A 23,493-nucleotide genomic window follows, 5' to 3' on the forward strand; every position below is an offset into this window, starting at 1 on the left:
ATGGACTGGCTGCTCGACCAGATTCTGGACTGGCTGGCGGCGGCGATCCTCGCCAGCCTGGACGCGCTGTTCGGGGTGATCAGCAGCGCGCTGCTGGTCACCCCGAACGTCACCGGCCTGCCGCAGGTGCAGGCGCTGACCGGCCGTTCGGTCCTCGTCGTGGACACCGTCTTCGTCCTGGCGTTCATCGCCGCCGGCGTGCTCACCATGACCGCCGGCGGCAGCGAAACCTCCCGCTACACCGCGAAAGACCTCATCCCGAGGCTGATCGTGGGGTTCGTCGCCGCGCACTTCTCCCAGGTGTGGTGCGGGATGCTCATCGAACTGGCCAACGCCCTCACCGCCGCGCTCACCACGCCCGACGGCGACAGCGACGGCGCGCTGCGGGCGATCAAAACCCACATCACGGCGGGGCAGGACAAGATCGCTGTCCTGCTGTTCGTCGTCTGCGTCGCGATCATCGCGGTGCTGCTCGCCGGCACCGCGTTCAGCGTGATCGTCCGCTTCGCCGCCGTGCTCATCCTGGCCGCCTTCGCTCCCCTGGCCCTGGCCTGCCACGCCCTGCCGCAGACCGATCCGATCGCCCGCCTGTGGTGGAAGGCCTACACCGGCACCCTGGCGGTGCCCGTGGTGCAGGGGTTCACCCTCTACGCCGGGCAGTGGATGCTCACCGACCCGGAGCACCTGCTGCCCACGCTCGGGCTGCCGGTGGAGCCGGGCGGGGCCATCAACCTGTTCGTCGTCATGGTCATGCTGTGGACCACGCTGCGGGTGCCCGCCCTGATGCGCCGCCACATGGCCGCCAGCGGCGGTGGCCGCGGCGCGAACATGATCGGCGCGGCGGTGCGGGTCATCGTCGTCCAACAGGCCACCCGGGCCATTCCCGGCCTCGGCCGCGGGCTGCGGGCGGTCGGCCGATGAACGCCCACGACCCCAGCGGGGCGGGGCGGGCGCGGATGCCCGCCGACGTCGACGCCCCCGACAAGGTCCTCTACGGGCTGACATTCCGGCAGCTGGCGATCCTTGCCGTCGCCGCCGTCGCCGTCTACGGCGCGTGGCGTGCCCTGCACCAGGTCGTGTCCGCGCCGATGCTCGTCGGCGCCGCCGTCGTCATGGGCGGCCTCGTCTTCGGCGTCGCGGTCGGCCGGCGTGACGGCCTGCCATTGGACGTGTGGCTGCTCGCCGCCGTCCGTCACGCGCGGGCTCCGCGCGCGCTGTCGACAACTGACACGACGTCGAAGACACCGGACTGGGTGCAGGCGCCGACGACGAGGGTGATGCTGCCGGCGCCGCTGAAGCTGCCGGCCGACGCCATCGACGACGGAGGGGAGATCCGACTCGGCGCCGCGCGAGCGGCGATAGTCGCCACGACGAACGTCAACCTCGCGCTGCGCACCGGCGATGAGCAGGCGGCCCTGGTCGACACTTTCGGCCGCTGGCTTAACAGCCTGTCGACCCCGACGCAAATCGTGGTATCGGCGCAGCCGGTGGACCTGCACTCGGCCGCCCGCAGCCTCGCCCACGCAGCCATGCAGCTGCCGCACCCGGCGCTGACCGACGCGGCCAGCGACCACGCCCGCTTCCTCGACGACCTCGCAGCGCGCAAGGATCCGCTGCGCCGGCAGGTCCTCATCGTCACCGGCACGAGCGCCGGTGAGCGTGGCAAGCACACGGCGCGACGGCGCGCCGATGACACGGTCCGCGCCCTGTCCGGGCTCGGCGTCACCACCCGCGCCCTCGACGGGCCGGCGATCACCGCGGCGCTCGCCGCGGCCGCCGACCCCTACCGGCCGCCACGGCCCGGCGGCCTCGCGGCCCCGGACACGGTCATCACCTCACCCACGCCCCATCAGCGTCACCGGCACGGAAGGAGCCGTCCGACATGAAGCTGCGCCACAGATCCCAGCCTGCCGACGGTGGCTGCCAGCCGGACGGGCTGGCGGCCACCGTCGCCCCCGCCGCCGTCGAGGTCACCCCGCGGTTCCTGCGCGTCGGGGACGGCTACGCCGCCACCCTCGTGGTGACCGGCTACCCGGCCGAGGTCGGCCCGGCCTGGCTCGAACCCCTCCTCTCGTGGCCGGGCCGCCTCGACCTCGCGTTGCACATCGACCCGCTGCCCGCCCCAGTCGCCGCCGCCCGGCTGCGTAACCAGCGGGCCCGCTTCGAATCGTCCCGGCGGGCGGACGCGGACCGCGGCAAGCTGACCGACCCATCCGTGGAAGCGGCGGCCGACGACGCCGCGGACCTCGCCCAACGGTTGGCGCGAGGTGCGGCGAAGCTGTTCCGCGTCGGCCTCTACCTGACCGTGCACGCCCGCACCGAAGACGAACTCGTCGAGGCGTGCGCGCAGGTGAAGGCAGCCGCCGCGTCCACATTGATCGAGGTGCAGCCCGCCACGTGGCGGCACCTGGCCGGGTGGACCACCACCCTGCCCCTGGCCACCGACAGCCTGCAGATGCGCCGCACCATGGACACCGCCGCCCTCGCCGCCGCGTTCCCCCTCGCCAGCGCAGACCTGCCCGCGCCGCTGCCCGGCGACCCGCCCGCCGACGGCGGAGTTCTCTACGGCGTCAACCCCGACTCCAGCGGGATCGTGTGGTGGGACCGGTGGGCACAGGAGAACCACAACAGCGTCGTTCTCGCCCGCTCGGGCGCCGGCAAGTCGTACTTCGTGAAGCTGGAGATCCTGCGCAACCTCTACCAGCAGGTGCAGGTCGCCGTCATCGACCCTGAGGACGAGTACCTGCGGTTGGCCGACGCGGTCGGTGGAGCCCTGGTCCGCCTCGGCGTCGCCGGCGTGAAGGTCAACCCTCTCGACCTGCCGGGAGGTGACTCCCGCCCTGACGTGCTCACCCGCCGTGGCCTGTTCCTGCACACCCTCATCAGCGTGCTGCTCGGGCAGCAGCCGCCACCGGCGGAACGGGCTGCCCTGGACCGGGCGATCCTGGCCGTCTACCGGCAGGCGGGCATCACACCGGACCCGGCCACCCACCATCGGCCCGCCCCACTCCTACGCGACCTCACCGACTGCCTGCACGCCGACACCGACCCCGCCGCCGGCCAGCTCGCCGCCCGCCTCACCCCCTGGGTTGAGGGTTCCTTCTCGCACCTGTTCGACGGGCCCACCACCACCCGCCCCGACGGCCACCTCGTGGTGTGGTCGCTGCGGCACCTGCCCGACGAACTGCGCACCGTCGGCACCCTCCTCGCCCTGGACGCGATCTGGCGGCAGGTCGACGCAGCCAGCAGGCGGGCCGCGCGGCGGCTCGTCGTCGTGGACGAGGCGTGGCTGCTCCTGCGCGACGGTGAGGGCGCCCGGTTCCTGTTCCGCATGTCCAAGGCCGCCCGCAAACGCCACGCCGGGCTGACGGTCATCACCCAGGACGTCGCCGACCTGCTCGGCACCGACCTCGGTCAGGCCGTCGTCGCCAACGCCGCCACCCAGATCCTGCTCAAGCAGGCCCCGCAGGCCATTGACGCGATCGGCGACGCCTTCGGGCTCACCGCCGGCGAGCGGCGGCTGCTCCTCGCCGCGCGGGTCGGCACCGGACTGCTGATCTCCGGTACCAACCGGACCAGCTTTGAAGCCATCGCCTCGCAGGCGGAGCACCAGCTGTGTACGACACGGCCGAGCGAACTCGCCGACTTCGACGAGGGAGACGACCTGTGACCCCACCCGCCGCATACCTGGCGGCCATCCTGACCTTCACCCCCCATCCGACCGGCCCAGGCGCCGACGTCGTCGTGCCGCCCACCGGCGCCACCCGCTGGGTGCTCGAGGCCGCCGCGTGGGTGGGGCAGCGGCCGTGGCTGCTCGCCGTCGCCGCCGGCTTGCTCGTGGCGCACGTCGCCGGCCGCAATCTCCTCGCAGCGTGGCGGGACCGCCGGCACAGTGATGGCGCAAGGCTCGTGACGATCGCCCCGCCACCCGAGGTCGACCCGGACAGCGCGTCCGCGCTGTGGGCCAACCTCGCCGGCACCCTCACCCCGTCCCGGCGCCACCGCTGGCTCCACGGCAGCCCTCACGTCGCCTGGCAGTACACCTGGGCCGGACGACGATTGCTCATCTCCATCTGGGTACCCGGCACCGTCCCACCTGGTGCCGTCGAAGCCGCCGTCCGCGCCGCCTGGCCCGGCGCCGCCTGCACCACCGACCACACCCCCGCCCCACCCATCCCGCTCGACGTGCCCACGGTGGTGGGCGGACATCTGCTGCCCACCGCCGCCGAATGGCTGCCCCTGCGCATCGACCACGACAGCGACCCGCTGCGCGCGCTGATCTCCGCCGGCTCCCAACTGCGGGCCGACGAGCACGCCTGCGTGCAGATCCTCGCCCGGCCCGCCGCACCCCGCCGCGCCTTGCGCGCCCGACGCGCCGCTGGCAGGTTGCGCGACGGCAAGACCGCCGTCCCCGCTTTCAACCCGGCCGCGCCGCTGCTGTGGCTCGTCGAGGCATTTCTACCCGGCCACACCTCGAGCGCCCGCCGGCCGGTGCCGACGGGCCGCCGCGACCCCGGAGTGGAACGCGATGTCCGGGCCATCCTCGACAAGGCTTCCCACCCGCTGTGGGAGTCCGCCATCCGATACGCGGTCGGCAAGGACAGTCGACGCGCGGGCACCGACCAGCGGCCACGGTTGAGGGGCATCGCCGACACCATCGCCTTCTCCTTCGCCGTGTACTCCGGCCGCAACCGTCTCACCCACCGGGCCCGCATGCCCTCCCCGGCCGGGGTCCTCGCGCGGCGGCGCCTCGGTGCCGGATTCCTCACCTCGACGCCCGAACTGGCCGCGCTCGCTGCGCTGCCCCAAGATCTGGCCGTCCCTGGCCTGGACCGCGCGCGGGCGAAGTCCATGCCCGCACCGGTCGCCGTCGCGACCGGCGGACGCGGCACCAAGGTCCTCGGGACCGCGGAGGTCGGCGGCCACGGCGTGGCCCTGGCCGTGTCGGATGCGCGGTATCACCTGCACGTGATCGGATCCACTGGCAGTGGGAAGACGACGCTGCTGGTCAACATGGCCGTCGAGGACATCACTGCGGGCCGCGGCACTGTGGTCATCGACCCGCACGGCGACATGGTCCTCGACATCCTCGACCGGCTTCCCGCCTCTGTCGCCGACCGTCTCGTCATCTTCGACCCGGACCAGCCGAATCCGCCGACCATCAACCCTCTCGCCGGGGACGACCCCGACCTCGTGGTCGACAATCTGGTGTCGATCTTCGGGAACATCTTCGCTAAAGCGTGGGGCCCCCGGATGGACGACGTCATGCGGGTCGCTTGTCTGACGTTGTTGCGGCACGCCAACGTCACCCTGCAACACATCCCACCCCTGCTCAACAGCGCCCAGTTCCGGTCGGCGATGACCGTTGACCTGGACGACCCGGCCGGCCTGTCCGGGTTCTGGCAGTGGTACGACGAGCTCAACCCCGCTCTGCGCTCGCAGGTCATCGGCCCCGTCCTCGCCCGCCTCCGCGCCTTCCTTTTGCGCGACTTCGTCAAGCGCACCATGCGCTATCCGCGCTCGAGCTTCGACATGGGCAAGGTCCTCGACGGCGGCGCGCTGCTCGTGCGCATCCCGAAAGGCCAGTTGGGGGAGGACACCAGCAAGCTGCTGGGCTCCCTGGTCCTGGCGCAGGTGTGGCAGGCCGCCACCGCCCGCGCGCGCATCGCCCCCGACAAACGCCGGGACGCCACCCTGATAATCGACGAGGCCCAGAACTTCCTCACCCTGGCCAACAGCCTCGACACGATGCTCGCCGAGGCCCGCAAGTACCGGCTGTCCCTCGTGCTCAGCCATCAGGACCTCGCCCAGTTCCCGAAGGACCTCCTCGCCGCCGCATCGGCGAACGCCCGCAACAAGGTCTACTTCTCGTGCGCGCCCGAGGACGCCCGCGTGCTGGCCCGCCACACCCTGCCCGAGCTCGACGAGCACGACCTGACCCACCTCGACGCCTACACCACCGCGACGCGTCTCGTCGCCGACGGCCGCCAGACACCGGCGTTCACCATGAAGACGCGCCCGCCGAAACCGGTGGTCGGGGAGGCGACCGCGATCCGGCAGGTCGCCGCCGAAGCCATCAAGCCCCAGGACACCAGCGCCATCGACACCCTCGTCGACCGGTTCTCCCGCCCAGACAAGAGCGAGCGGCCCAGCGGAGCGGACACTCGCGACGCCAGGCGGAGCGGCCGCCCTTCCCGCCCCGCCTGACCGCCAACCACCGTGTGGCCGACACCGTCGCTGTCAGCGGCGGCGTGGGCTGATCCGGCGGCCCCGTGGGCTTTCCGTTACGCCTTCCGCTGCGGCTTCACCGCGCCTTCGCCACCTCTCACCACGTCCGGCCCCGCACCGCAGCCCTGTGTAGCTGTCAGCCCAGCACGCCGCCGTGAGGCCCTCCGCTGAACGGCGGTGACATTTCCAGACTCCCTCCCCATGGGAGGGAGCTTCTCTTCGTCTACTCCCTGAGGAGATCCCTCATGTCCCGCGAATCCACCAACCCCGAGTCCCGCCCGTCCCGCTCCCCCTCCAGCAAACTTCAGCGGCTGGCCCACCTGCGTCGGCTGACCCTGCGCGACCGTCAACTCCTGGCCTGGCTCGCCGAGCACTATGTGCTGTCCACCGCCCAGATCACGGCGGCCCTGTTCCCGTCACCGCGCTCCGCCCGGTTGCGCCTGGCCGCCCTGCACCGCATCGACGCTGTGCACCGCTTCGTCGACGTCACCACCGGCGACGGCCAACACCTCTACACCCTCGGCCCCCTCGGCATGCTCGTACACCCCACCACCTACACCGACCCCGAACACCCTGATGCCCGGCCGCCGCGCTCCAGCATCGAACGCACCGAACGCATCATTGGCAGCTCCCGCCTGCGGCACCTGCTCGGCACCAACCATCTCTTCATCGACCTGCTCGCCTACACCCGCACCGACTCCAGCGCGAAGCTGGTGCGGTGGTGGTCCGAGCAGCACGCCACCACCGCATACACCCTCGCCGGCATCCGCCCCGACGGCCACGGCATCTGGTCCGCCGCCGGCCACACCGTCGGGTTCTTCCTCGAGCACGACAACGGCACCGAACCCCTGGGCAGGGTGCTGCGCAAGCTGCGCGGCTACGAACGCCTCGCCGAGTTCGGCCCCCGCTACCCCGTCCTTCTACGGGTGCCGACCCGCCGCCGCGAAGCCCACCTCCTCGACGCCCTCGCCGGCGTACCCACGGTCATGCCCGTGGCCACCGGCCTGCACGACGAGCACCCCGCCGGCCCCGCCTGGACCCTCGCCACCGAACTCGGCCCACGTCGGTGGCTGCACGAACTGCCCTCCAACCACGGCCCCCGCAACACCGCCACGAACCCACACCGCTACACCGACCCCGACGGCGACCTCTGACCTGGATCTGCGGTTAGGGATACAGCACCGCGACACCGCGTGGCCTAGGCGAAGGAGCTGATCGTGTGGGAGCGGGGGCGGACCAGCTTCGCCCGGCTGCAGCGCCGGAGCACCGCCGGCCGGGGCCTGCTGATGATGGCGCGGGAACACCCCGCGCACTACGTCATGTGGGATCTGCTCGCCCGCGCTTGCGGCCGCGTCGTGATTAACGCGCCGCTTTTCGAGCGACGGACCCGTCTGGCGGAGCTGCTCGAATGTTCGCCGGCGCATCTGACCTTGACGCCGCAGACGACCGACATGGACGAGGTGGCGGAGTGGCTGACCACGTACACGGTTGCCGGGATCGAGGGCGTGGTGATCAAGCGGCTGGACGGCCGGTACGAGCCCGGCTGGCGCGGCTGGCAGAAGTTCCGGCTGCGCGGGGCGACCGAGGCGATCATCGGCGGGGTCACCGGCAGCCCCGGCAACCCGAGCACGCTGCTCCTCGGCCGGTTCGATGGGTGGGGACACCTGCGCTACACCGGTCGCACCCACCCCGCTGGCGATGCCCCAACGTCGGGAGCTCGCGTCGCTGCTGTCCCTGCCCCGGCTGCAGCACCGGGGCATCCTTGCGCACCCCTGGCCGCAGCCGCTGCCCGCGAGCTGGAGCGGGCAGCTGGACCGACCCGAGCCACTGCGCTACGTGAAGGTGGAGCCCACCGTGGTGGCTGAGATAGAAGTGGACACCGCCTTCGAGCACCGGCGATGGCGCCACCGGGTGTGGTACATACGTCCGCGGCTGGACGTGTCGGCGTACGACGTGCCGCTGCTGCTCGGCGACGAGGCCGACCCGTTCTGGGATGCCGCGGCCGGAGCGTGACTGGCGGATGACTCATCGCCGGACGGTGGGTCAGTCGATCGGATGTTGCCCCAGGCAACCGGCGTCAATGTCAGCACTGCCGGAGGAGGGCGTCTGTGGGAACGCTGTGAGAGCGTTGGCGGTATTGCGCTCAGTACGGGGCAGCGCGAATTCAGACCTGGGAGACCTCCACACCAATGACCACCCCCTACGACCCTGCCCAGAACCAGCCCGGCCAGCAGCCGATGCCGCCTACCGCTCAGTTCCCGCAAGTGCCTACCGGTCAGTACCTGCCGCCGCCCGCTGGCCAGTACCCGCCGCCCGCTGGCCAGTACCCGCCGCCTGCGGGGCAGTTCCCGCCGGGACCCGCCGGTCAGTTTCCGCCGGCGCCTCCCGCCCGCAAGCGCCCCGCCTGGCTGGTCCCCACCCTCATCGGTGTCGGGGCGTTCGTCGTGCTGTGCTGCGGCGGGTCGATGGTGATCGGCCTTGCCAGCGACAACGGCAAGAAGAACGACGTGTCCGCCAGCAGCGACATCCCGGCCGTCACCACCAGCACCTCTGCCCCGGCCGCGGCGGCGCCGACCACCTCGGATCCGGCGCCAGCCAAGCCGGCCCCGGTGAAGACGACCGCAGCCCCGGCCCCGGCCAAGCCGAAGACCTTCGGCATCGGCGACAAGGTACGCGGCGGTGACTTCGAGTTCACCGTCAAGAGCATGAAGTGTGGGATCTCCCAGGTCGGCACCCAGTTCCTGAACACCAAGGCGCAGGGCACCTTCTGCAAGGTCAGCGTGACCGTCAAGAACGTCACCAAGAGCGCGCACATCTTCCACGCCGACGGGACTCTCACCGCACAGGACGCCAGCGGCCGGGAGTACGAGGCCGACGGGGAGGCTGGGATCTACGGCAACAGCGACGGGCAGGGTTTCCTCGACGAGATCAACCCGGGCAACTCGGTGACTGCGAACGTCTACTTCGACGTGCCGAAGGGCACCAAGCTGAAGACGATCACGTTCGACGCCGGACTGTTCACCTTCGCTGAAGACGCCGTCGTCACCCTGTGACCGGCAGCCGAGTTCGGAGACACCTCGTGAACCACATGACCCTGCGCGCCGGCACCGCCGCCCTCGCCCTCGTCGCCCTCGCCGCCGCCGGCTGCGGCGACGGGGACAAGCCCACCGCGGGCGCCAGCTCGGCCGCCCCGACCCCGACCACCGCCAGCCCGTCGCCGAGCCCGAGCGCCAGCCCGAGCCCGACGGCCAGCCCGTCCCCGACGTTCGATCCGACCGTGCCCCTCGCCATGGGCAAGTCGTTCACCACCACCGAGGGCGCCGCCCACGCCACCGTCTACGCCTACAAGCACAACGTCGCCCGGAGCGCACCCCGCCCTGACGAGCAGCCCGGCTACGTGTGGGCCGCGATCGACGTCAAGGTGTGCGCCCTACGGGTGGACATCGCCCCCCAGGGCATCTCGATCTCCAACGGGCCCTGGACGCTGGTGTACGCCGACGACACCCAGATCGAGGCGTCCTCCGTCGGCTACAACCAGTTCCCCGAGCCGGAGTACCCGTTCGGGGAGAAGATGGTCGCCCCCGGTCGGTGCGTGCGCGGCTGGATCACCTACCCGGCGCCGGGCAATAAGCGTCCGGTTGCCGTCGAGTACGCCCCCGAGGGGGAGCCGATCGCACCCCGCTGGGCCGTCAAGTAGCCCGACCAAGGAGCGAGGCCCCCGGGCGCGTGCTGGGCCTCGTCGTGTCAGCCGCGGAAATGCGTGACTTGGCTATCAATGCCGAGGCCACCGGCGGCGCCCGACTTAGCATCGGTACGCCGGCCGGACGCCGGCGAACCCGGCCCGCCACAACCCCGCAGGAGCGCCGCTGTCATGCCTCGGCGATGCGCCCCGGGAACGACGAAGCCCCGACCCTACGAAGGTCGGGGCTTCGTCACATCCGGGGCCTCGCTTGCTAGCAGGATTGCTAGCAGCTCACCGGTCACTCAGATCTGACACTCAGGTCCCCGCTCACAGCGCAGGTCGCGCCCCTACCGCACCCCAGCACCTTGCAGACTTTCACACCGCAAGATCGGCTGTGAGCGGATCGACCACTCACAACGCGACACGCCCCACCCGCCCGGCAGCGGCTGTTGATCTCTCACGGTGCAGGTCAACCGCCTTTCCTGCCGCTGTCGCGCCGGAATGCGCTGTGAGTGGCAGCCGCTACCTTTCCCGACAACACCACACCCCAGATATCGCTCCACCCCGGTTCGGTCCCACCTCAGGGATCCCCCGCCGCACCCCAGCGGTACGCGACGCCCACCCGCTTCGGCCGGTCGGCACGCGCCCGCGCGGCGGCCCCTCGAGGTCGCACCAGCCACCCCGCACCAACTCTTGCCTTGATCCGACCCACGTACCCGGTGGGCCGGTCATTCCTGCGCGCCCGCGCGCACCCCACCGAAGGAGGACAGCCATATGTCCACTGTCAACGGCACCCCGCTGACCCGCCACGGCTGCCGTGTGCCAGCCATCCCGGCACGACCGGCCCCGGCGAAGACGAGCCCGGCGCCCACGCCCCGACCGGGCACTACCCGGGCCGCCACCAACGCGCGGCCAACTGTCACGTCGGCCCCGACCATCGCCATGATGATCATCTGCCTGCCCGACGCGCTGCCCTCGCAGGCGCTCACGAGCCACCAGCTCGACACCCATTTCGGTGTCACCGGCACCCTCACGCCCCTGTTCTGGGCGGTACCGCAGCTGCGGCTATGGCAGCGCCAGCAGATGATCGGGCTGCGCAAGGGCCGACCCGCGCCGTGCGCGGGCGGACCGGTTCGGCTGCTCGACCTGCACGGGATGCGCCACGCCGCCGCTGTCGGTGCCGGGATCCGCTACCAGATCTGGCAGCAGGTCGTGCACGGCACGAGACCGGCCACCCCGTGGCCGGTGTTCGAAACCCGCCACCTCACCGACCCCGACCGCTACCCCCTCGACACGACGATCGCGGACTTCCACGCCCAACCCCGCGTCCACGCCATGCGCCTGCACGCCGCCGCCACTCCCGGCCCTGGCCAGCCCACTGTCGGAGAGCTGGAGATGTACCAGGCAGGGCAGATCGCCTACCAGCACTACCGCGCCGCCAGCGCCGTCGCCGGCGACGCGATGCTCACCGCCGACGGCCGCAAGCTCGCCCCGGCCAGCGACGCCCTCGCCCACCGCATCACCTACCTTGAGCAGGCCCTGGCCCACCTCGACATCCTCGACCCCGATCAGCGGCTTCTCGCCGTCGCTCTCTAGACCCACCGCCCACGCCCGGCGTCGAGCGCGCCGGAATCCGCTGCGGGCCCGGCCCCAGCTGGGTTCCCAGCGATCGGTCCATGCCGTGTCAACCTGCGGGGCCGGCTTCCCGCTGCTGCCGTCGGCACCGCAGCTGCCTCAACGGCCAGCTGCCGCACCGCCTCACACAGCGGCGGTCAGCGCTCTACAGGCCGGGTGCCCCGGGCCAGGGGCGCCCTCTCCCGCCTGGCCTGTACAGGCCGCCGTGTTCCTCTTCCGGGCCTCTTCATCGGCAGGATGTCCTCCCCACGGTGTCCGCATCGAAGACGTGCTGCGCCGCGCGGAGCACGCCATGGCCTGCCCGGCCCACCGCCTCACAGGGGCGCAAGTCGCCGCGGGCGAGCGCAGCGAGGCGCTCCTGGCTGGCATCTCCCGGCGACGTCGAGTCCTCGTTCTAACCGCACCCAGCCGGCGCCCGCCGGCCGATCACTCATTCCTTCCCACGCGCGCCCGCCACGCCCCCGGCTGGCGACCGACCGCGGATCTTGAGGGATATCCCGAGATCCGGTCGTCGCACTTGATCAGCGACGCGGTCGAAGCGTGGATCACTGCTGACCTCCACACCAGAAAGGACGTGCCCATGGCGGATGCAACGGAGCCCATGCCGGCGCACACGATGTTCACGGTCCTCGCCGCGCTCAGCGAGCTCGGCGAGGCCACTGCCACGGCCGTGGCCGTGGCCGAGCATGCCGGGCTCGGCTATTCCACGGCGACGGCGAAGCTGCGCGCCTGGGAGAAGACCGGGCAGGCCGAGCGGTTCCGCAGCGACGACAACCGCGCCCTGTGGCGGTTGACCGACACTGGCCGCACCACCACCGCCACGCCACCCTCCACCCAGGGGGCGGCTGACACACCACCCGACGGGTCCGCGGTCGCCACCTCGGACACCGCCACCCCGACCGATCCCCTCGGCACCGTCGGCATGCCCGAATGGGACGGCGAACCCCCTGTACCGGCAGCCCGGGACACGGACGGCGCATCCCCGGCCCGGGCTTCCACCGGCGGCGCACCTGCTCCGCTGGACACGGTCACGTCTTCCAGTGGCGGCGAGCAGCCATCCTCGGGAGAGGCGGGCCACGACCGTCAGCAGTCCGACGCCGCGCCCGACGACGCCGAGGCCGGGGGCGAGTCGAATGGCGGTGACGAGCAGCCGCGCTCGGGAGAGGCGGGCCACGACCGTCAGCAGCCCGACGCCGCGCCCGCCGAGGCCGAGGGCGAGTCGAACCCTGACGCGCAGGGGCAGGCAGCCACGACGGGGAACAGCCGCCGGGTGAAGGGCTCCCTGCGGGGTGCGGTACTGGACATCCTCGAAGCCCACCCCGACCGCGAGTACAAGACCAGTGAGCTGTGCAAGCTCATCGACTCCGCGAACGCCGGCAGCGGCGCGAAGAAAGCCAGCCAGGGCGCGGTGTACAACGCGGCGATCAAGCTGGTCGCCGCCGGCACGCTCGTGCAGACCGTCGAACGCCCGGCCACCTTCCAACTCGCCCCCAGCGACGGCGGCCAGTAGTCCACTCGTCAGGCAGCCCGAGGGCGGGCGTCGAAGTTTGCGGCCTCACGCCCGCCCCCGGTGCTCCTTCGTGCAAAGGAGCAACTCAGTGTCGCCCATCCTCCAAGGAATCGTCACCACCGTCGGCGGGATCCTCGCCGGCCTCGCCCTCGCCAGCAGCCTCCTGTGGCGTCAACAGCAAGCCCTCGACGCGGCCCGCTACCAGGCCACCCACGACGAGATCACCGGCCTGCCCAACCGGCGGCTATTCCTCGCCCGACTGCGCGCCGCCCTCGCCGACCGCGCGGCCGTCGGGGTGGTGCTGCTCGACCTCGACGGGTTCAAGACCGTCAACGACACCCTCGGCCACGACACCGGCAACATGCTGCTCGCCCACGTCGGCCGGCTCCTGCCCGCCCTCGACGCGCCGGTGGAAATCGCCGCGCGGCTGTCCGGCGACGAGTTCGCCCTCCTCGTGCGCGGCGACCACGAGGACGTGGCCGCTGCCGCCCGCGCCGCATGGCAGGCCATCGGCGCCGCCCCATTCCCCCTCAACAGCGGCGAGGTCAGTGTCAGCGTCTCCGTCGGCTACACCCACAACCCCGCCTACCTGTCCGCCAACCCCCGTCAGCTGCTGGCCGAGGCGGACGCGGCGATGTACCACGCGAAGCGTTCCGGCGCCGGTGTGCACGGCCACCATCCCTTGGCCACCCCAGTGGGACGCAGCCGCGACCGCCACCACCACTGACAGATCTGACGCCTTGAGGGCCCCGCAACCACCCGGTTGCGGGGCCCTCCCCGTTTTCCGCCCTGACAAGGGAGATCCCTGTGCTGTCGTTCACCGCTGTCCACGCCCTGGCCGGTTGCCTCCTGGCGACCGACGTCGACGCCGAGCATCTGGGCTGGGGCCAGCCCCCGACGCTGCTGCTCATCCACACCCGCCCCCTCCACACGGCCTCGCCCGCGCACGCTTTGCGCAGCGTGGAATTCCCGCTGCGCCGCGGCGATTTGCTCGCCGATCCCGCTGGCATGCCTGCCCTGCTGCACCGCCTCGCCGCGGGCTTGCGCCAGCCCCACGCGTCAACGCCCTACCAGGCCACCCTCGACACGATCGTCCGCCTGATCCGGGCGACCGAACCCGATGCGCGGCTGCTGGCCTGGGCCGCCTGCTACGACGACATCCTCACCATCGGCGACGCGCCACGGCAGGCCCGCCGCATCGACGCCGTCGACACCGACGGCCGCCTCTACCAGCTCACCCACCCGCGCGATGACCAACCGCTGCTGCTCATCGACGACACCCCCGATCCGGGCGACGTCCCCGCCACCTACCCAGGACTGACCGCCCTCCTCACCGCCACCGCCCAACCGACCAGCAGCAGCGGCGGGGGGCATGGCGTGACCGGCCCGCGAGGGCGACCTGACGCCACCGATGAGGAGCCGATCTTCATCACGTGGGGGCCTGACGGGACGTCACTGCGCTGCCAGGTGTGCGGGGCCGTCGACGAGTTCGTCCAGGACGAGCTGCCGTCGATGGCCGGCTACGGCGAAGACACCTACATCCGCTGCAGCCACTGCGGTTCCGTCGAGACCAGCGACCCGATCTTCGGCTGGCGCGCCAAGCCCGCCCCCTGGCCGGCGTCCCCGCAACAGGACGAGCCGTGACCGTCCCGTCCAGCGTCTCGGCCACCGGTCCGCGCACCTCATGCCCTCCCACTCCCGCATCTGCTGCGAAGGAGACCTGCCCCGTGAGCACCCACTGCTTCGTCGGCACCACCGATTCCGCGAACCCGCACCTCGTGCACGCCCGGTTCGTGCTCTTCGACTGCCACCCAGGCGTCGTCGTGCCCACCCTCGCCGCGATCTGGGTCGGCCACGCCCACCGTGACGCCCACGCGCTGAACACCGCGATCCTCGCCTCCGACTGGGAGTACCTGGCCCGCTACCGGCTCGCCGGCTGCCTGCCCCCGTCACCGGATGCCACCTCCACCCCCACGAGCCGCTCCCCCGCAGCGCGCTACGCCCCGCGGCCGGCTGCGGGAGCCCCGCGGTGAGCGGGCGTGGTCTCGCCGCAATCGTCGCCGGGGTGCTCGCCGTGCTGATGCTGTGCGCGGGCGGGATCGGAATGTTGTTCACCGGCGGTGGCACCGCCTCGGCCGCGTGCAACGGCACTGTCGGCCCAGGCCGGCAGCCGTTGCTGCCCACCGTCACCGTGTCCCCGCCCGCCGCCGCCGGCGTCGGGGGCTGGAGCGGCGAGCAGGTCACCAACGCCGCGGTCATCGTGACCGTCGGCGTCGAGCTCACGGTTCCGCCCCGAGGCTGGGTCATCGCCCTGGCCACCGCCATGCAGGAGTCCACCCTGCGCAACCTGCCCGGCGGGGACCGCGACTCGGTGGGGCTGTTCCAGCAGCGCCCGTCCCAGGGCTGGGGCACACCCGCCCAACTCCAGGACCCGCGCTACGCGGCCGGCAGGTTCTACCGGGCGTTGCTGGCCGTCGACGGTTGGCAGGCCGTGCCGTTGACCGACGCCGCCCAAGCGGTGCAGCGCTCCGCCTACCCCGGCGCCTATGCGAAGTGGGAGGACGACGCGATCGCCCTGGTCCGCGTCCTGAGCGGCGGCACCCCGGCCGGGCCCGTCGGAGGGGATCTGGAGCAGGCGATGAGCAACCCGCTGTGCCTGTTCGACGCAGGTGACGGCCAGCCCGGCGGCGAGCAGGTGCCGCTGCCGGCGGGGTTCACCCTGCCGGCGGGTACGCCAGGGCCGGTCGTGACGGCGATCGGCTGGGCCTTGGCGCGGCTCGGCAGCCCGTACACCTTCGGCGGGGACTGCACCGCACCACACTCCGGCGTCCCCGCCCGCCAATGCGACTGCTCGTCGCTGATGCAGCAGGCCTACCGGGCCGCCGGCATCAGCGTGCCCCGCACTACCAGCGAGCAGATCCACGCGGGCCGGCCGGTCACCGACTACCGGGACCTGCGGCCGGGGGACCTGCTGTTCATTCCCGGCAGCCGGGGCACCGCCACCAGGCCCGGGCACGTGGGCCTCTACCTCGGGCAAGGGCTGATCGTGCAGGCCCCGCACAGCGGCGACGTCGTCAAGATCAGCCGCCTGTCCGCGTGGGCCGCGCACCTCGCTGCCGCGCGCCGCGTCATCGGCTGAACCACCGCATCCCTCAAACCCTTCACGGATCCCGTCAGCCGGGGCAGCCCTCTGGCTGCCGGCCGCTGCGGATCCCCCATCCCCTCGGAGAGGACATCACCGTGACCGACAGCGACCACACCAGCAGCAGGAAACAGCCGGGGACCCGGCCCGAGGACCACACGAACTGGGTCGCCTTGGGCCGCCGGCTGCAGAACATCCAGAACACCCTGGTCCACCACGAGAAGAACCCGCGCTACGGCGACGACTACTACGCCGAGGCGCTGCGCCGGCTGCTGACCGACTCCCGCTGCGGCTGGATCAGCACCGCGGAGCACCAGTGGCTGCTCGACCTGCACACCCGGGTGGACCGGCGCAACGCGCAGGAGGCGAACCGGCGGGCCCGGGAGGCCCGCGCCCGCTACGCCACCGCCTCCCGCAAGATCCGCGCCGAGCTGGCCGGGTGGCTGCGCCGGGTCACCAATGAGCGGACCGTGCCGGCCCGCTACCGCCGTGAGGGGGTGCGGCTCGCCGCCGACTGGCTCGACCCGGCCACCTCCGCATCCCCGTACACCAGTCTCCAGACCAGCGCCGTTTCCGACAGCCCGCAGGCGCCGGTGTCGCCGCTCGACGCCCATGTGCTGGTGGCGTTGCGGAACGCGGGTGAGCGTGAGGGACGGCTCGCCGTGGGCTGGTGGCAGCAGCACGCCCTCGAGGGGCGCGGCGCGTCCGAGCAGGCGCAGACAGCCCAGGCGGTCCTGGACGGCATCGACAGCAGCGACGACGGTGTCCTGGCGACGTTGCCCCGCTTCGACGTTGCCGGCTACGACGCCGACCGCTATCAGGCCCACGCGCCGGCCGGCGCCCCCGGCTGGTCGGAGCTGCCCGACCACGATCAGGCGCTGGTGGTTGACGCGGTGCGGGACGGGTTCACCGACGCCGTTCGCGACGGTGTCGCGGCCCGCTGCCACGCCGTCCTGACGGCGCGGGAGGGGACCCGATGACCTACCAGCCTGGCGAGCGGGTGGCGCTTGAGCACACCAGCGACCCGCACACGCTTCTGTGTCCGGGTGACGAGGGCACGGTGCGCCACTACAACGCCTACCAGCAGGTCCTCGAGGTGAACTGGGACAGCGGTTCCTGTCTGTCGATGCTGCTCGATTCCGGTGACCGCGTCCGCCGGCTCCCGGCCCCCAGTGGCGACGCCGGCTGGGAGCAGGTGCTCGACGCGGTGCGGGTCGCGGGCGCGGCGGCTGGCCGGGACGCAGTCGTGTGGTGGGCGCAGAACCTCATCGGCGGGAGGGCCACCAGTGACGTCCGCGAGGTCGCGCGGCAGGTGCTGGCCGGCATCGACGACGTGGACCCGCCCGTCATGGACGGGCTGCCCGCCGCCGACCGGTACGTCCTTGCCGAGGACCGCGACCGGTATGCCGAGCACGCCCCGCAGGGTGCTCCGGAGTGGGAGGCGCTGAGCGGCCGCCGGCGTGACCAGACGCGGTGGGCGTGGTGCGACGGGTTCGACGACGCCGCCGAAGCCGAGGTGGCGCGGCAGTGCCGGATCGTGCTGCACCCGCACGGCGACGACCGGGACATGAGCCACCTGGCTCCCGACCGGGTGCGCCTGGGCGGGCCGGGCGTCTTCGCCGGGGACTGGGCGTGGACGGCGAACGGCGACGGGGAGATGCGGATCCCGGTCGGGTTCGTCGGCAGCCTGGTGGACACGTGGAACGGGTGGGCGGTGTTCACCTGCACCCGTCAGGTAGCCGAGGCGATCGTCGCCGACCAGCAGGCCGCCCGCGACCGCTACCGGCAACAGCTCACCGCCGAGGGCATCAGCGGCCAGCAGCAGGACCGGATGGTCGACGAGTCCATGGCGCGGCTGTGGTTCGACGGCGACGTCATCGTCGCCGACGAAACCCGCGTGCACGACGACCCGGACGCCACTGAACGGATCAGCCCCGACTCGGACGGCCGGTACATGGTGATGGGCCGCGCCTGGACCTGGCTGCCGGTGCACCCGTACGACTGCGACCGCATCGCCGGCGACATCCCCGACTCGCCCTCCGCCGCCGGCACTCGGGGAACGCCGACGAAGGGAGCAGCTGATGCCTGACGACACGGCTGACGAGTTCGGCGAGTACGCCCACGAGGACATCCTGCAAGCCGTCGTCCTGAGCCTGCTGAGCAGCGCCGACCTGGACGAGCTGTGCGACGACGCGGACCTGCCGCAGCTCACCCACGACGATGGGCTGCCGGTGACGATCACGTCGGCGCGCACGTACCGGGACGCGGGGGTCCTGACGCTGGACCGGGGGGTGTGGCTGGAGCTGTCCGACGGCAGCGTGTTCGGGCTGACCGTGCAGATCTCCCGCCGCCCCCGCGGCGAGGTCACCCTCCGCCGCAGGTAACCGCACTGACGCACCCGTCGCCGGATCGACTTGATCAATCCCGGCGCGGGTGCGTTCCTTGTCGTCGCCCACCACCCGCTGGCGGCGACGTCACCGATCCGCAGCCCTGTCGGGCTGTCTGCTGAGCACCTCACGGAGCTTGCCGGCTGTCCTGCCAGAGGGGGCCGGGCCCGTCAACCGCCCCGTCTCCACCGCGCGGATACCGCACCAGCTTTGCCCGCGCACCCGGAGGCGGGGTGCGCGGGCCCAACCCCAGATGACAGGAGGCATGCATGGACCCTGCAACCCCAACCCCAGCCTCAACCCCAACGCCGAGCACCGGTGACGGCTCCCCCACGCCAGACCCGGGTGACGGCCGCCGGCCCGGCTATCTCTACCGGCAGGTGGCCGCTCACCTGGCCGCCAACCCTGATCAGGTGTTCAAGGTCGGGGAGCTGACCACGGCGATCGCCGCCCGCTCCACCGGCGCGGTGTTCGAAGCCCTGAAGAAGATGGCGGCCGCCGGGTACGCCGCGCACCAGACGGGCCCGCACCGGTTTCAGATCACCCGGGCCGGGATCGACGCGGCCGGGGCGATGCCACCGCCTGCCCCGCATACACCCCGCAGTGGTCGCGGTGCAGGTCGGCGGCAGCCCGTCGCCCGCCCGAACGGTGACCTGTACTTCCCGCGCAAGCTTGCGGGTGCCACCGACGTGGACGTGCTGCGCAGGCTGCGCGAGAAGCGGATCCCGGTGCTGCTGTACGGCCCGCCCGGAACCGGCAAGACCGCCCTGGTCGAGGCCGCGTTCCCGGACCTGCTGACGGTCGCCGGGACCGGGGACACGGTGGTGGAGGACTTCCTCGGCAACTTCATCCCCCTCCCGGACGGCGGGTTCGAGTTCGTCTACGGCCCCCTCGTCACCGCCATGCGGGAAGGGCGGGCGCTGCTGGTCGACGACGCCACCCTCATCCCCCCGAAAGTCCTCGCCGTGCTCTACCCGGCCATGGACGGACGGCGGGTCATCACCATCCCCGGCTACCGCAACGAACGCGTCGAAGCGAGCGACGGTTTCTACGTCATCGCCGGCCACAACCCCGGCGTGCACGGCGCCATCCTCACCGAGGCGCTCGCGTCGCGGTTCGACGTGCACATCGAGGTCACCACCGACTGGGACCTCGCCCGCCACCTCGGCGTCCCCAACCCGGCTGTGCAGGCCGCGATCGCGCTCAACGCCGACCTCGCCGCCGGACGCGTCGGCTGGGCGCCGCAACTGCGGGAGCTGCTCGGCTTCGCCCGCGTCCGCAAAACCCTCGGCCTGCCCGCGGCCGTGGCGAACCTCGCCGGCCGCGCCCCCGCCGACGACCGCGAGCCGGTCCTCGCCGCCCTGCGGCAGCAGTTCGGCACCGACATCACCGCGCTGACCCTCGGCAAACAGCGCTGACAAGGAGAACCTGATGCCAAACCCGCACAGTCACCTGCAGCCCGGCCCGGCCGCGCCCACCGCGGGTGACCCGGACTGGCAGGTGTGGAGCGACGCCTGGACCCGGCACATCCCCACCCTGACCGGCCGCACCGACCTGACCGTCACCGTCGCCCCCGGCGCCGGTGGCGGCGCCCCTGCCTGCTGCTACCCGGACGCCGGCCGCATCGAGGTCGACGCCACCTACATCGGCGCCCCCGACATCACCAACCCCCGCCGCGCCGGCCACAAACGCCTCGTCCCGACCGCCTACGGGCTGCTGGTGCACGAGGTCGCCCACGCCACCCACAGCCGCTGGCGCACCCCGCCCGGCACCCCCGCTGTCGTCGCCGCCGTCGCCGAGCTGTTGGAAGAGTCCCGCATCGAGTATCGGCAGCGCAGCCGGCGGCGCGGTGACCGCAGGTGGTTGCGGCACACTGTCACCACCCTGATCAGCCCCGATGACGCCGCCGTCGACGACCCCTGGCACGCCGCTTACCTGGCTGGGCTGCTGCTCGCGCGGGTCGACGCCCGGATCCTCACCGCCAAAGACACGCGAGGGATCCGAGCCGCCGTCACCGGCCTCCTCGGACGCAAGCGGCTGCTGCAGCTGCGCGACGTGTGGCGACAGGCCCACACCACCGACGACAGCGACGCCGACACGATGATCGACCTGGCGTGGCGGTGGTGCCGCATCCTCGAGATCAACCCGCACCGCCAACCCGACACACCCATGCCGGACGCGGGGGTGTTCGCCGGCCTGCTCGCCCAAGCGCTCACCGACTACCTCGCCCACACCGCCGGTCTCACACCCGGGCAGTACCGCGACCAGCAGATCCGCGGCCGCTTCTCGGCACCCGCGACGTGGGCCCGCCGCGACCCCACCGACGGTGAACGCGCCGCCGCCCGCACCCTCGCCGCGCGGCTGCGCCGCGCCCGCACCCACCACACCGACCCCGATATCCGGCCGAGCCCGGTTCCGCCGGGACGGCTGCGTACCCGCCACGCCATCACCGCCCAGGCGCAGATCGCCGCCGGCGCCATGCCCACCGCCACGCCCTGGCAACGCCGCACCCAGCTGCCGCCGCGGAAACCGACCCTGCACCTGGGCGTCATCGTCGACGCGTCCTACTCCATGCACCCCTACGCGGCGCCCCTGTCATCAGCCGGCTGGATCCTCGCCCACGCCGCCCACCACAACCAGGCAGTCACCGCCACCATCGCCTTCGGCACCGACGTCACGCTGCTCGTCCCGCCTCGGCAGCGGCCCACCCAGGTGCTGGAACTGGCCGCCACGGGTGGCAGCAGCGCCTTCACCGACGCGGTGAAACTCGCCGACCAGCTCCTCCACCTGCGCCAGCCCGGCCGGCTGCGGATGCTCGCCGTCGTCTCCGACGGCGACCTGCCAGACACCGGTCCCGCTCAACGTCTCCTGACCACACTGCACCAGGGGGGCTGCCCGGTGCTGTGGCTACGCCCCGCCGACCTGCCCGGGCACACGTTCACCCACACCACCACCATCGAGGTCGCCGACCCGGTGCAGGCCATCGGGCACATCGCCGACGCCGCCATCACCGCCCTCGAGCACGCCTGACTGCTCCCGCTCAGGTCACCGCCCTCGCCGAGGCCGCTCGCGGTCCACCAGACGACTGGCCCGCACGGCGGCGAGCGGCAACCGACTGAGAAACCCACCCCACCGTTCTCGGCCGCATGCCCGGCCACTTCGCGCATTCCAGCCCGGGCACGGCCGATCAGCCGTGCCCGGGCCCTCATTTCGGAAACAACAGGAGACATCGTGAGCGACCCGAACATCCCCCGGCTACCGATCACCTCACCCGGCGACCTGCTCACCGCCGTGCCCTACCTACTCGGCTTCCACCCGACCGACAGCATGGTGATCATCGGCCTCACCGGCACCCGCGTCGTCGTAGCCAGCCGCATCGACCTCCCCCACCCCGGCGACGTCGCCGACTGGGGCGACGAATACACCCTGACGCAGATCCGCATGCTCGCCAACGCGGCGGCCGGCCGCGCCGTCGCCGTCGGCTACGGGCCTGCCACCACCGTCACCACGGTTATGGACGCCGTTATCCCGCGGCTGACCGCCGCCGGCATCGACATCTTCGACGCCCTGCGAGTCACCGATGGCCGCTACTTCTCCTACACCTGCCAGGACCCCGCCTGCTGCCCCGTCGATGGAGTGCCGTTCGACCCGTGCCGCAGCGACATCACGCTGCACGCCATTGTCGCCGGCTGCCACGCCCTGCCCGACCGGGCCGCGCTGGTCGCCAGCGTCGCGGCCACCACCGGGCCTGCCCGAGTCGCCGTCACCCGCGCCACCGCTCACGCCAGATCCCGCCGCCGTGCCCTGATCAGCCAGGCCGGGCGTGGCGGGCTGATCCGCGCCGGCGACGACGCCGTCCGGGATGCGCTCGCCCGCTACGCCGACGAGCAGACCCTCACCGACGACGAGCTGGCCTGGCTCACCGTCCTGCTCCCTGTCCCGGCGGTCCGCGACGCCGCCTGGCGGGCTACCGACGACAAGCCTTGGCAGGCCGCGATGTGGGCCGATATCACCCGCCGCGTCCACCCGCCGCTCGCCGCCCCACCGGCCAGCCTGCTGGCCTTCGCTGCCTGGCGCCGCGGCGAGGGCGCGCTCGCCTGCGTCGCCGTCGACCGCGCTCTGGCCGCCCACCCCGGCTACACCCTCGCGCAGCTCATCGACCGGGCGCTGCGTGCCGGGTTGCCCCCGTCCGTGCTCGACGGCTGGCCCCACCCCGAACAGCCCACTGTCTGACCGCCCGCCCCGCGCATCCACACCGACAGGCCGGGCGACGCCCTGACCAGTACGGCCGCACCCGCCGTCTGAGACAGGCGGCGGGTGCGCTCAAAACTACGCAACGGAGGAATCCGAATGTCCGAACCCACGGCGACCAGCGAGGCGCCGCCGATACTCGAATCCGTCCTGCGCCACGCCTGGGACGCCTTCCATCCCGGCCAGCCCGCCCCACTGGGATGGCTCACCCACACCACCACCCAAATCCAGGCCTACTTGGACGACCACCACACCGACCCGCAGTCGCAGCCGCCGGCCGTGCCTGCGGAGTCGCTGCCGCGGCTGCGCAGCCGCGTGTGGCACGCGCTACGCGACGCGGTCATCTCGCACGACATCGACGTCGAGGCCGCCAGCCGCGTCCTGGACGCCGTAGACCTGCCAACGCTGCCGCGCCGCTGGCAGGTCCGCCTCACCTTGACCGTGGTCACCGAGGTGACGGCCACCTGCCGTGAGGACGCCTTCGACACCGCCGAAGCCGCCGTCGAGACTGCCCTCACCGGCGCCGAACTCGAGGCCCGTATCGAGTGGGACGGCCGCGAACGCGGAACGTGTCAAGGGATTGAGGCCAACGGGAGTTAAGCGGCTTGTCGTTGCGGCTCGGGCTTGTTGATCCAGACCTGTTCGGGCAGGTCGAGGA

The 23,493-nt window shown here is 72.3% G+C and carries 22 protein-coding genes; all 22 read left to right on the plus strand.

The features are described 5' to 3' along the window. Entirely contained in the window at window positions 1-921 is a 921-nt protein-coding gene (locus AB0H57_RS28175; RefSeq protein ID WP_357511578.1) for a hypothetical protein, read from the plus strand. Beyond that, on the plus strand, window positions 918-1,886 hold the full coding sequence (locus AB0H57_RS28180; RefSeq protein ID WP_357511580.1) for a PrgI family protein: 969 nt from the start codon (window positions 918-920) through the stop codon (window positions 1,884-1,886). The genes AB0H57_RS28175 and AB0H57_RS28180 overlap by 4 nt, the downstream gene beginning before the upstream one ends. Beyond that, window positions 1,883-3,670 carry a DUF87 domain-containing protein gene (locus AB0H57_RS28185; RefSeq protein ID WP_357511582.1) on the plus strand — a complete coding sequence of 596 codons (1,788 nt, stop codon included), beginning with the start codon at window positions 1,883-1,885 and terminating at the stop codon, window positions 3,668-3,670. Before AB0H57_RS28180 ends, AB0H57_RS28185 begins: the two co-directional genes overlap by 4 nt. A 101-nt stretch (window positions 3,671-3,771) precedes the next feature. After that, entirely contained in the window at window positions 3,772-6,207 is a 2,436-nt protein-coding gene (locus tag AB0H57_RS28190; protein ID WP_357511621.1) for a DUF87 domain-containing protein, read from the plus strand. A gap of 266 nt (window positions 6,208-6,473) precedes the next feature. After that, complete coding sequence (locus tag AB0H57_RS28195; RefSeq protein ID WP_357511584.1) at window positions 6,474-7,382, plus strand: replication-relaxation family protein; 909 nt, start codon at window positions 6,474-6,476, stop codon at window positions 7,380-7,382. A gap of 63 nt (window positions 7,383-7,445) precedes the next feature. Then, complete coding sequence (locus AB0H57_RS28200; protein ID WP_357511586.1) at window positions 7,446-8,093, plus strand: hypothetical protein; 648 nt, start codon at window positions 7,446-7,448, stop codon at window positions 8,091-8,093. Further along, entirely contained in the window at window positions 8,086-8,241 is a 156-nt protein-coding gene (locus AB0H57_RS28205; protein ID WP_357511588.1) for a hypothetical protein, read from the plus strand. Before AB0H57_RS28200 ends, AB0H57_RS28205 begins: the two co-directional genes overlap by 8 nt. Before the next feature lie 251 nt (window positions 8,242-8,492). After that, window positions 8,493-9,281: a DUF4352 domain-containing protein gene (locus tag AB0H57_RS28210; RefSeq protein ID WP_357511590.1), complete on the plus strand. Its 789-nt coding sequence runs from the start codon at window positions 8,493-8,495 to the stop codon at window positions 9,279-9,281. 26 nt (window positions 9,282-9,307) lie between these two features. After that, window positions 9,308-9,925: a hypothetical protein gene (locus tag AB0H57_RS28215; RefSeq protein WP_357511592.1), complete on the plus strand. Its 618-nt coding sequence runs from the start codon at window positions 9,308-9,310 to the stop codon at window positions 9,923-9,925. 930 nt (window positions 9,926-10,855) lie between these two features. After that, entirely contained in the window at window positions 10,856-11,506 is a 651-nt protein-coding gene (locus AB0H57_RS28220) for a hypothetical protein (protein ID WP_357511594.1), read from the plus strand. A gap of 556 nt (window positions 11,507-12,062) precedes the next feature. Beyond that, window positions 12,063-13,055 carry a MarR family transcriptional regulator gene (locus AB0H57_RS28225; RefSeq protein ID WP_357511595.1) on the plus strand — a complete coding sequence of 331 codons (993 nt, stop codon included), beginning with the start codon at window positions 12,063-12,065 and terminating at the stop codon, window positions 13,053-13,055. An 88-nt stretch (window positions 13,056-13,143) separates the two neighbouring features. Beyond that, entirely contained in the window at window positions 13,144-13,782 is a 639-nt protein-coding gene (locus AB0H57_RS28230; protein ID WP_357511598.1) for a GGDEF domain-containing protein, read from the plus strand. An 80-nt stretch (window positions 13,783-13,862) separates the two neighbouring features. Next, window positions 13,863-14,699, plus strand: a complete 837-nt coding sequence (locus tag AB0H57_RS28235; RefSeq protein ID WP_357511600.1) for a hypothetical protein — start codon at window positions 13,863-13,865, stop codon at window positions 14,697-14,699. Between the two features lie 83 nt (window positions 14,700-14,782). Beyond that, window positions 14,783-15,088, plus strand: coding sequence for a hypothetical protein (locus tag AB0H57_RS28240; RefSeq protein WP_357511602.1), 306 nt, complete (start codon window positions 14,783-14,785; stop codon window positions 15,086-15,088). Next, window positions 15,085-16,194 (plus strand): C40 family peptidase, encoded by a 1,110-nt coding sequence (locus AB0H57_RS28245; protein ID WP_357511604.1) that lies wholly within the window; start codon window positions 15,085-15,087, stop codon window positions 16,192-16,194. Before AB0H57_RS28240 ends, AB0H57_RS28245 begins: the two co-directional genes overlap by 4 nt. A gap of 101 nt (window positions 16,195-16,295) precedes the next feature. Next, on the plus strand, window positions 16,296-17,177 hold the full coding sequence (locus tag AB0H57_RS28250) for a hypothetical protein (protein WP_357511606.1): 882 nt from the start codon (window positions 16,296-16,298) through the stop codon (window positions 17,175-17,177). Further along, window positions 17,174-18,286, plus strand: a complete 1,113-nt coding sequence (locus AB0H57_RS28255) for a DUF4314 domain-containing protein (protein ID WP_357511608.1) — start codon at window positions 17,174-17,176, stop codon at window positions 18,284-18,286. The genes AB0H57_RS28250 and AB0H57_RS28255 overlap by 4 nt, the downstream gene beginning before the upstream one ends. Next, entirely contained in the window at window positions 18,279-18,581 is a 303-nt protein-coding gene (locus tag AB0H57_RS28260; RefSeq protein WP_357511610.1) for a hypothetical protein, read from the plus strand. Before AB0H57_RS28255 ends, AB0H57_RS28260 begins: the two co-directional genes overlap by 8 nt. A 416-nt stretch (window positions 18,582-18,997) precedes the next feature. Further along, the gene (locus AB0H57_RS28265) at window positions 18,998-20,002 is read left to right on the plus strand and encodes an AAA family ATPase (RefSeq protein WP_357511612.1); all 1,005 of its coding nucleotides are present in this window, start codon (window positions 18,998-19,000) and stop codon (window positions 20,000-20,002) included. A 13-nt stretch (window positions 20,003-20,015) separates the two neighbouring features. Continuing rightward, window positions 20,016-21,614 (plus strand): VWA domain-containing protein, encoded by a 1,599-nt coding sequence (locus tag AB0H57_RS28270; RefSeq protein ID WP_357511614.1) that lies wholly within the window; start codon window positions 20,016-20,018, stop codon window positions 21,612-21,614. A 201-nt stretch (window positions 21,615-21,815) separates the two neighbouring features. Then, a complete protein-coding gene (locus tag AB0H57_RS28275; protein WP_357511616.1) occupies window positions 21,816-22,817 on the plus strand; it encodes a DUF4192 domain-containing protein in 1,002 nt (333 codons plus the stop codon). Between the two features lie 117 nt (window positions 22,818-22,934). Further along, window positions 22,935-23,435 (plus strand): hypothetical protein, encoded by a 501-nt coding sequence (locus AB0H57_RS28280; protein ID WP_357511618.1) that lies wholly within the window; start codon window positions 22,935-22,937, stop codon window positions 23,433-23,435. Window positions 23,436-23,493 lie beyond the last annotated feature (58 nt).

The organism is Micromonospora sp. NPDC050686 (assembly GCF_040654475.1).
Lineage (GTDB): Bacteria > Actinomycetota > Actinomycetes > Mycobacteriales > Micromonosporaceae > Micromonospora.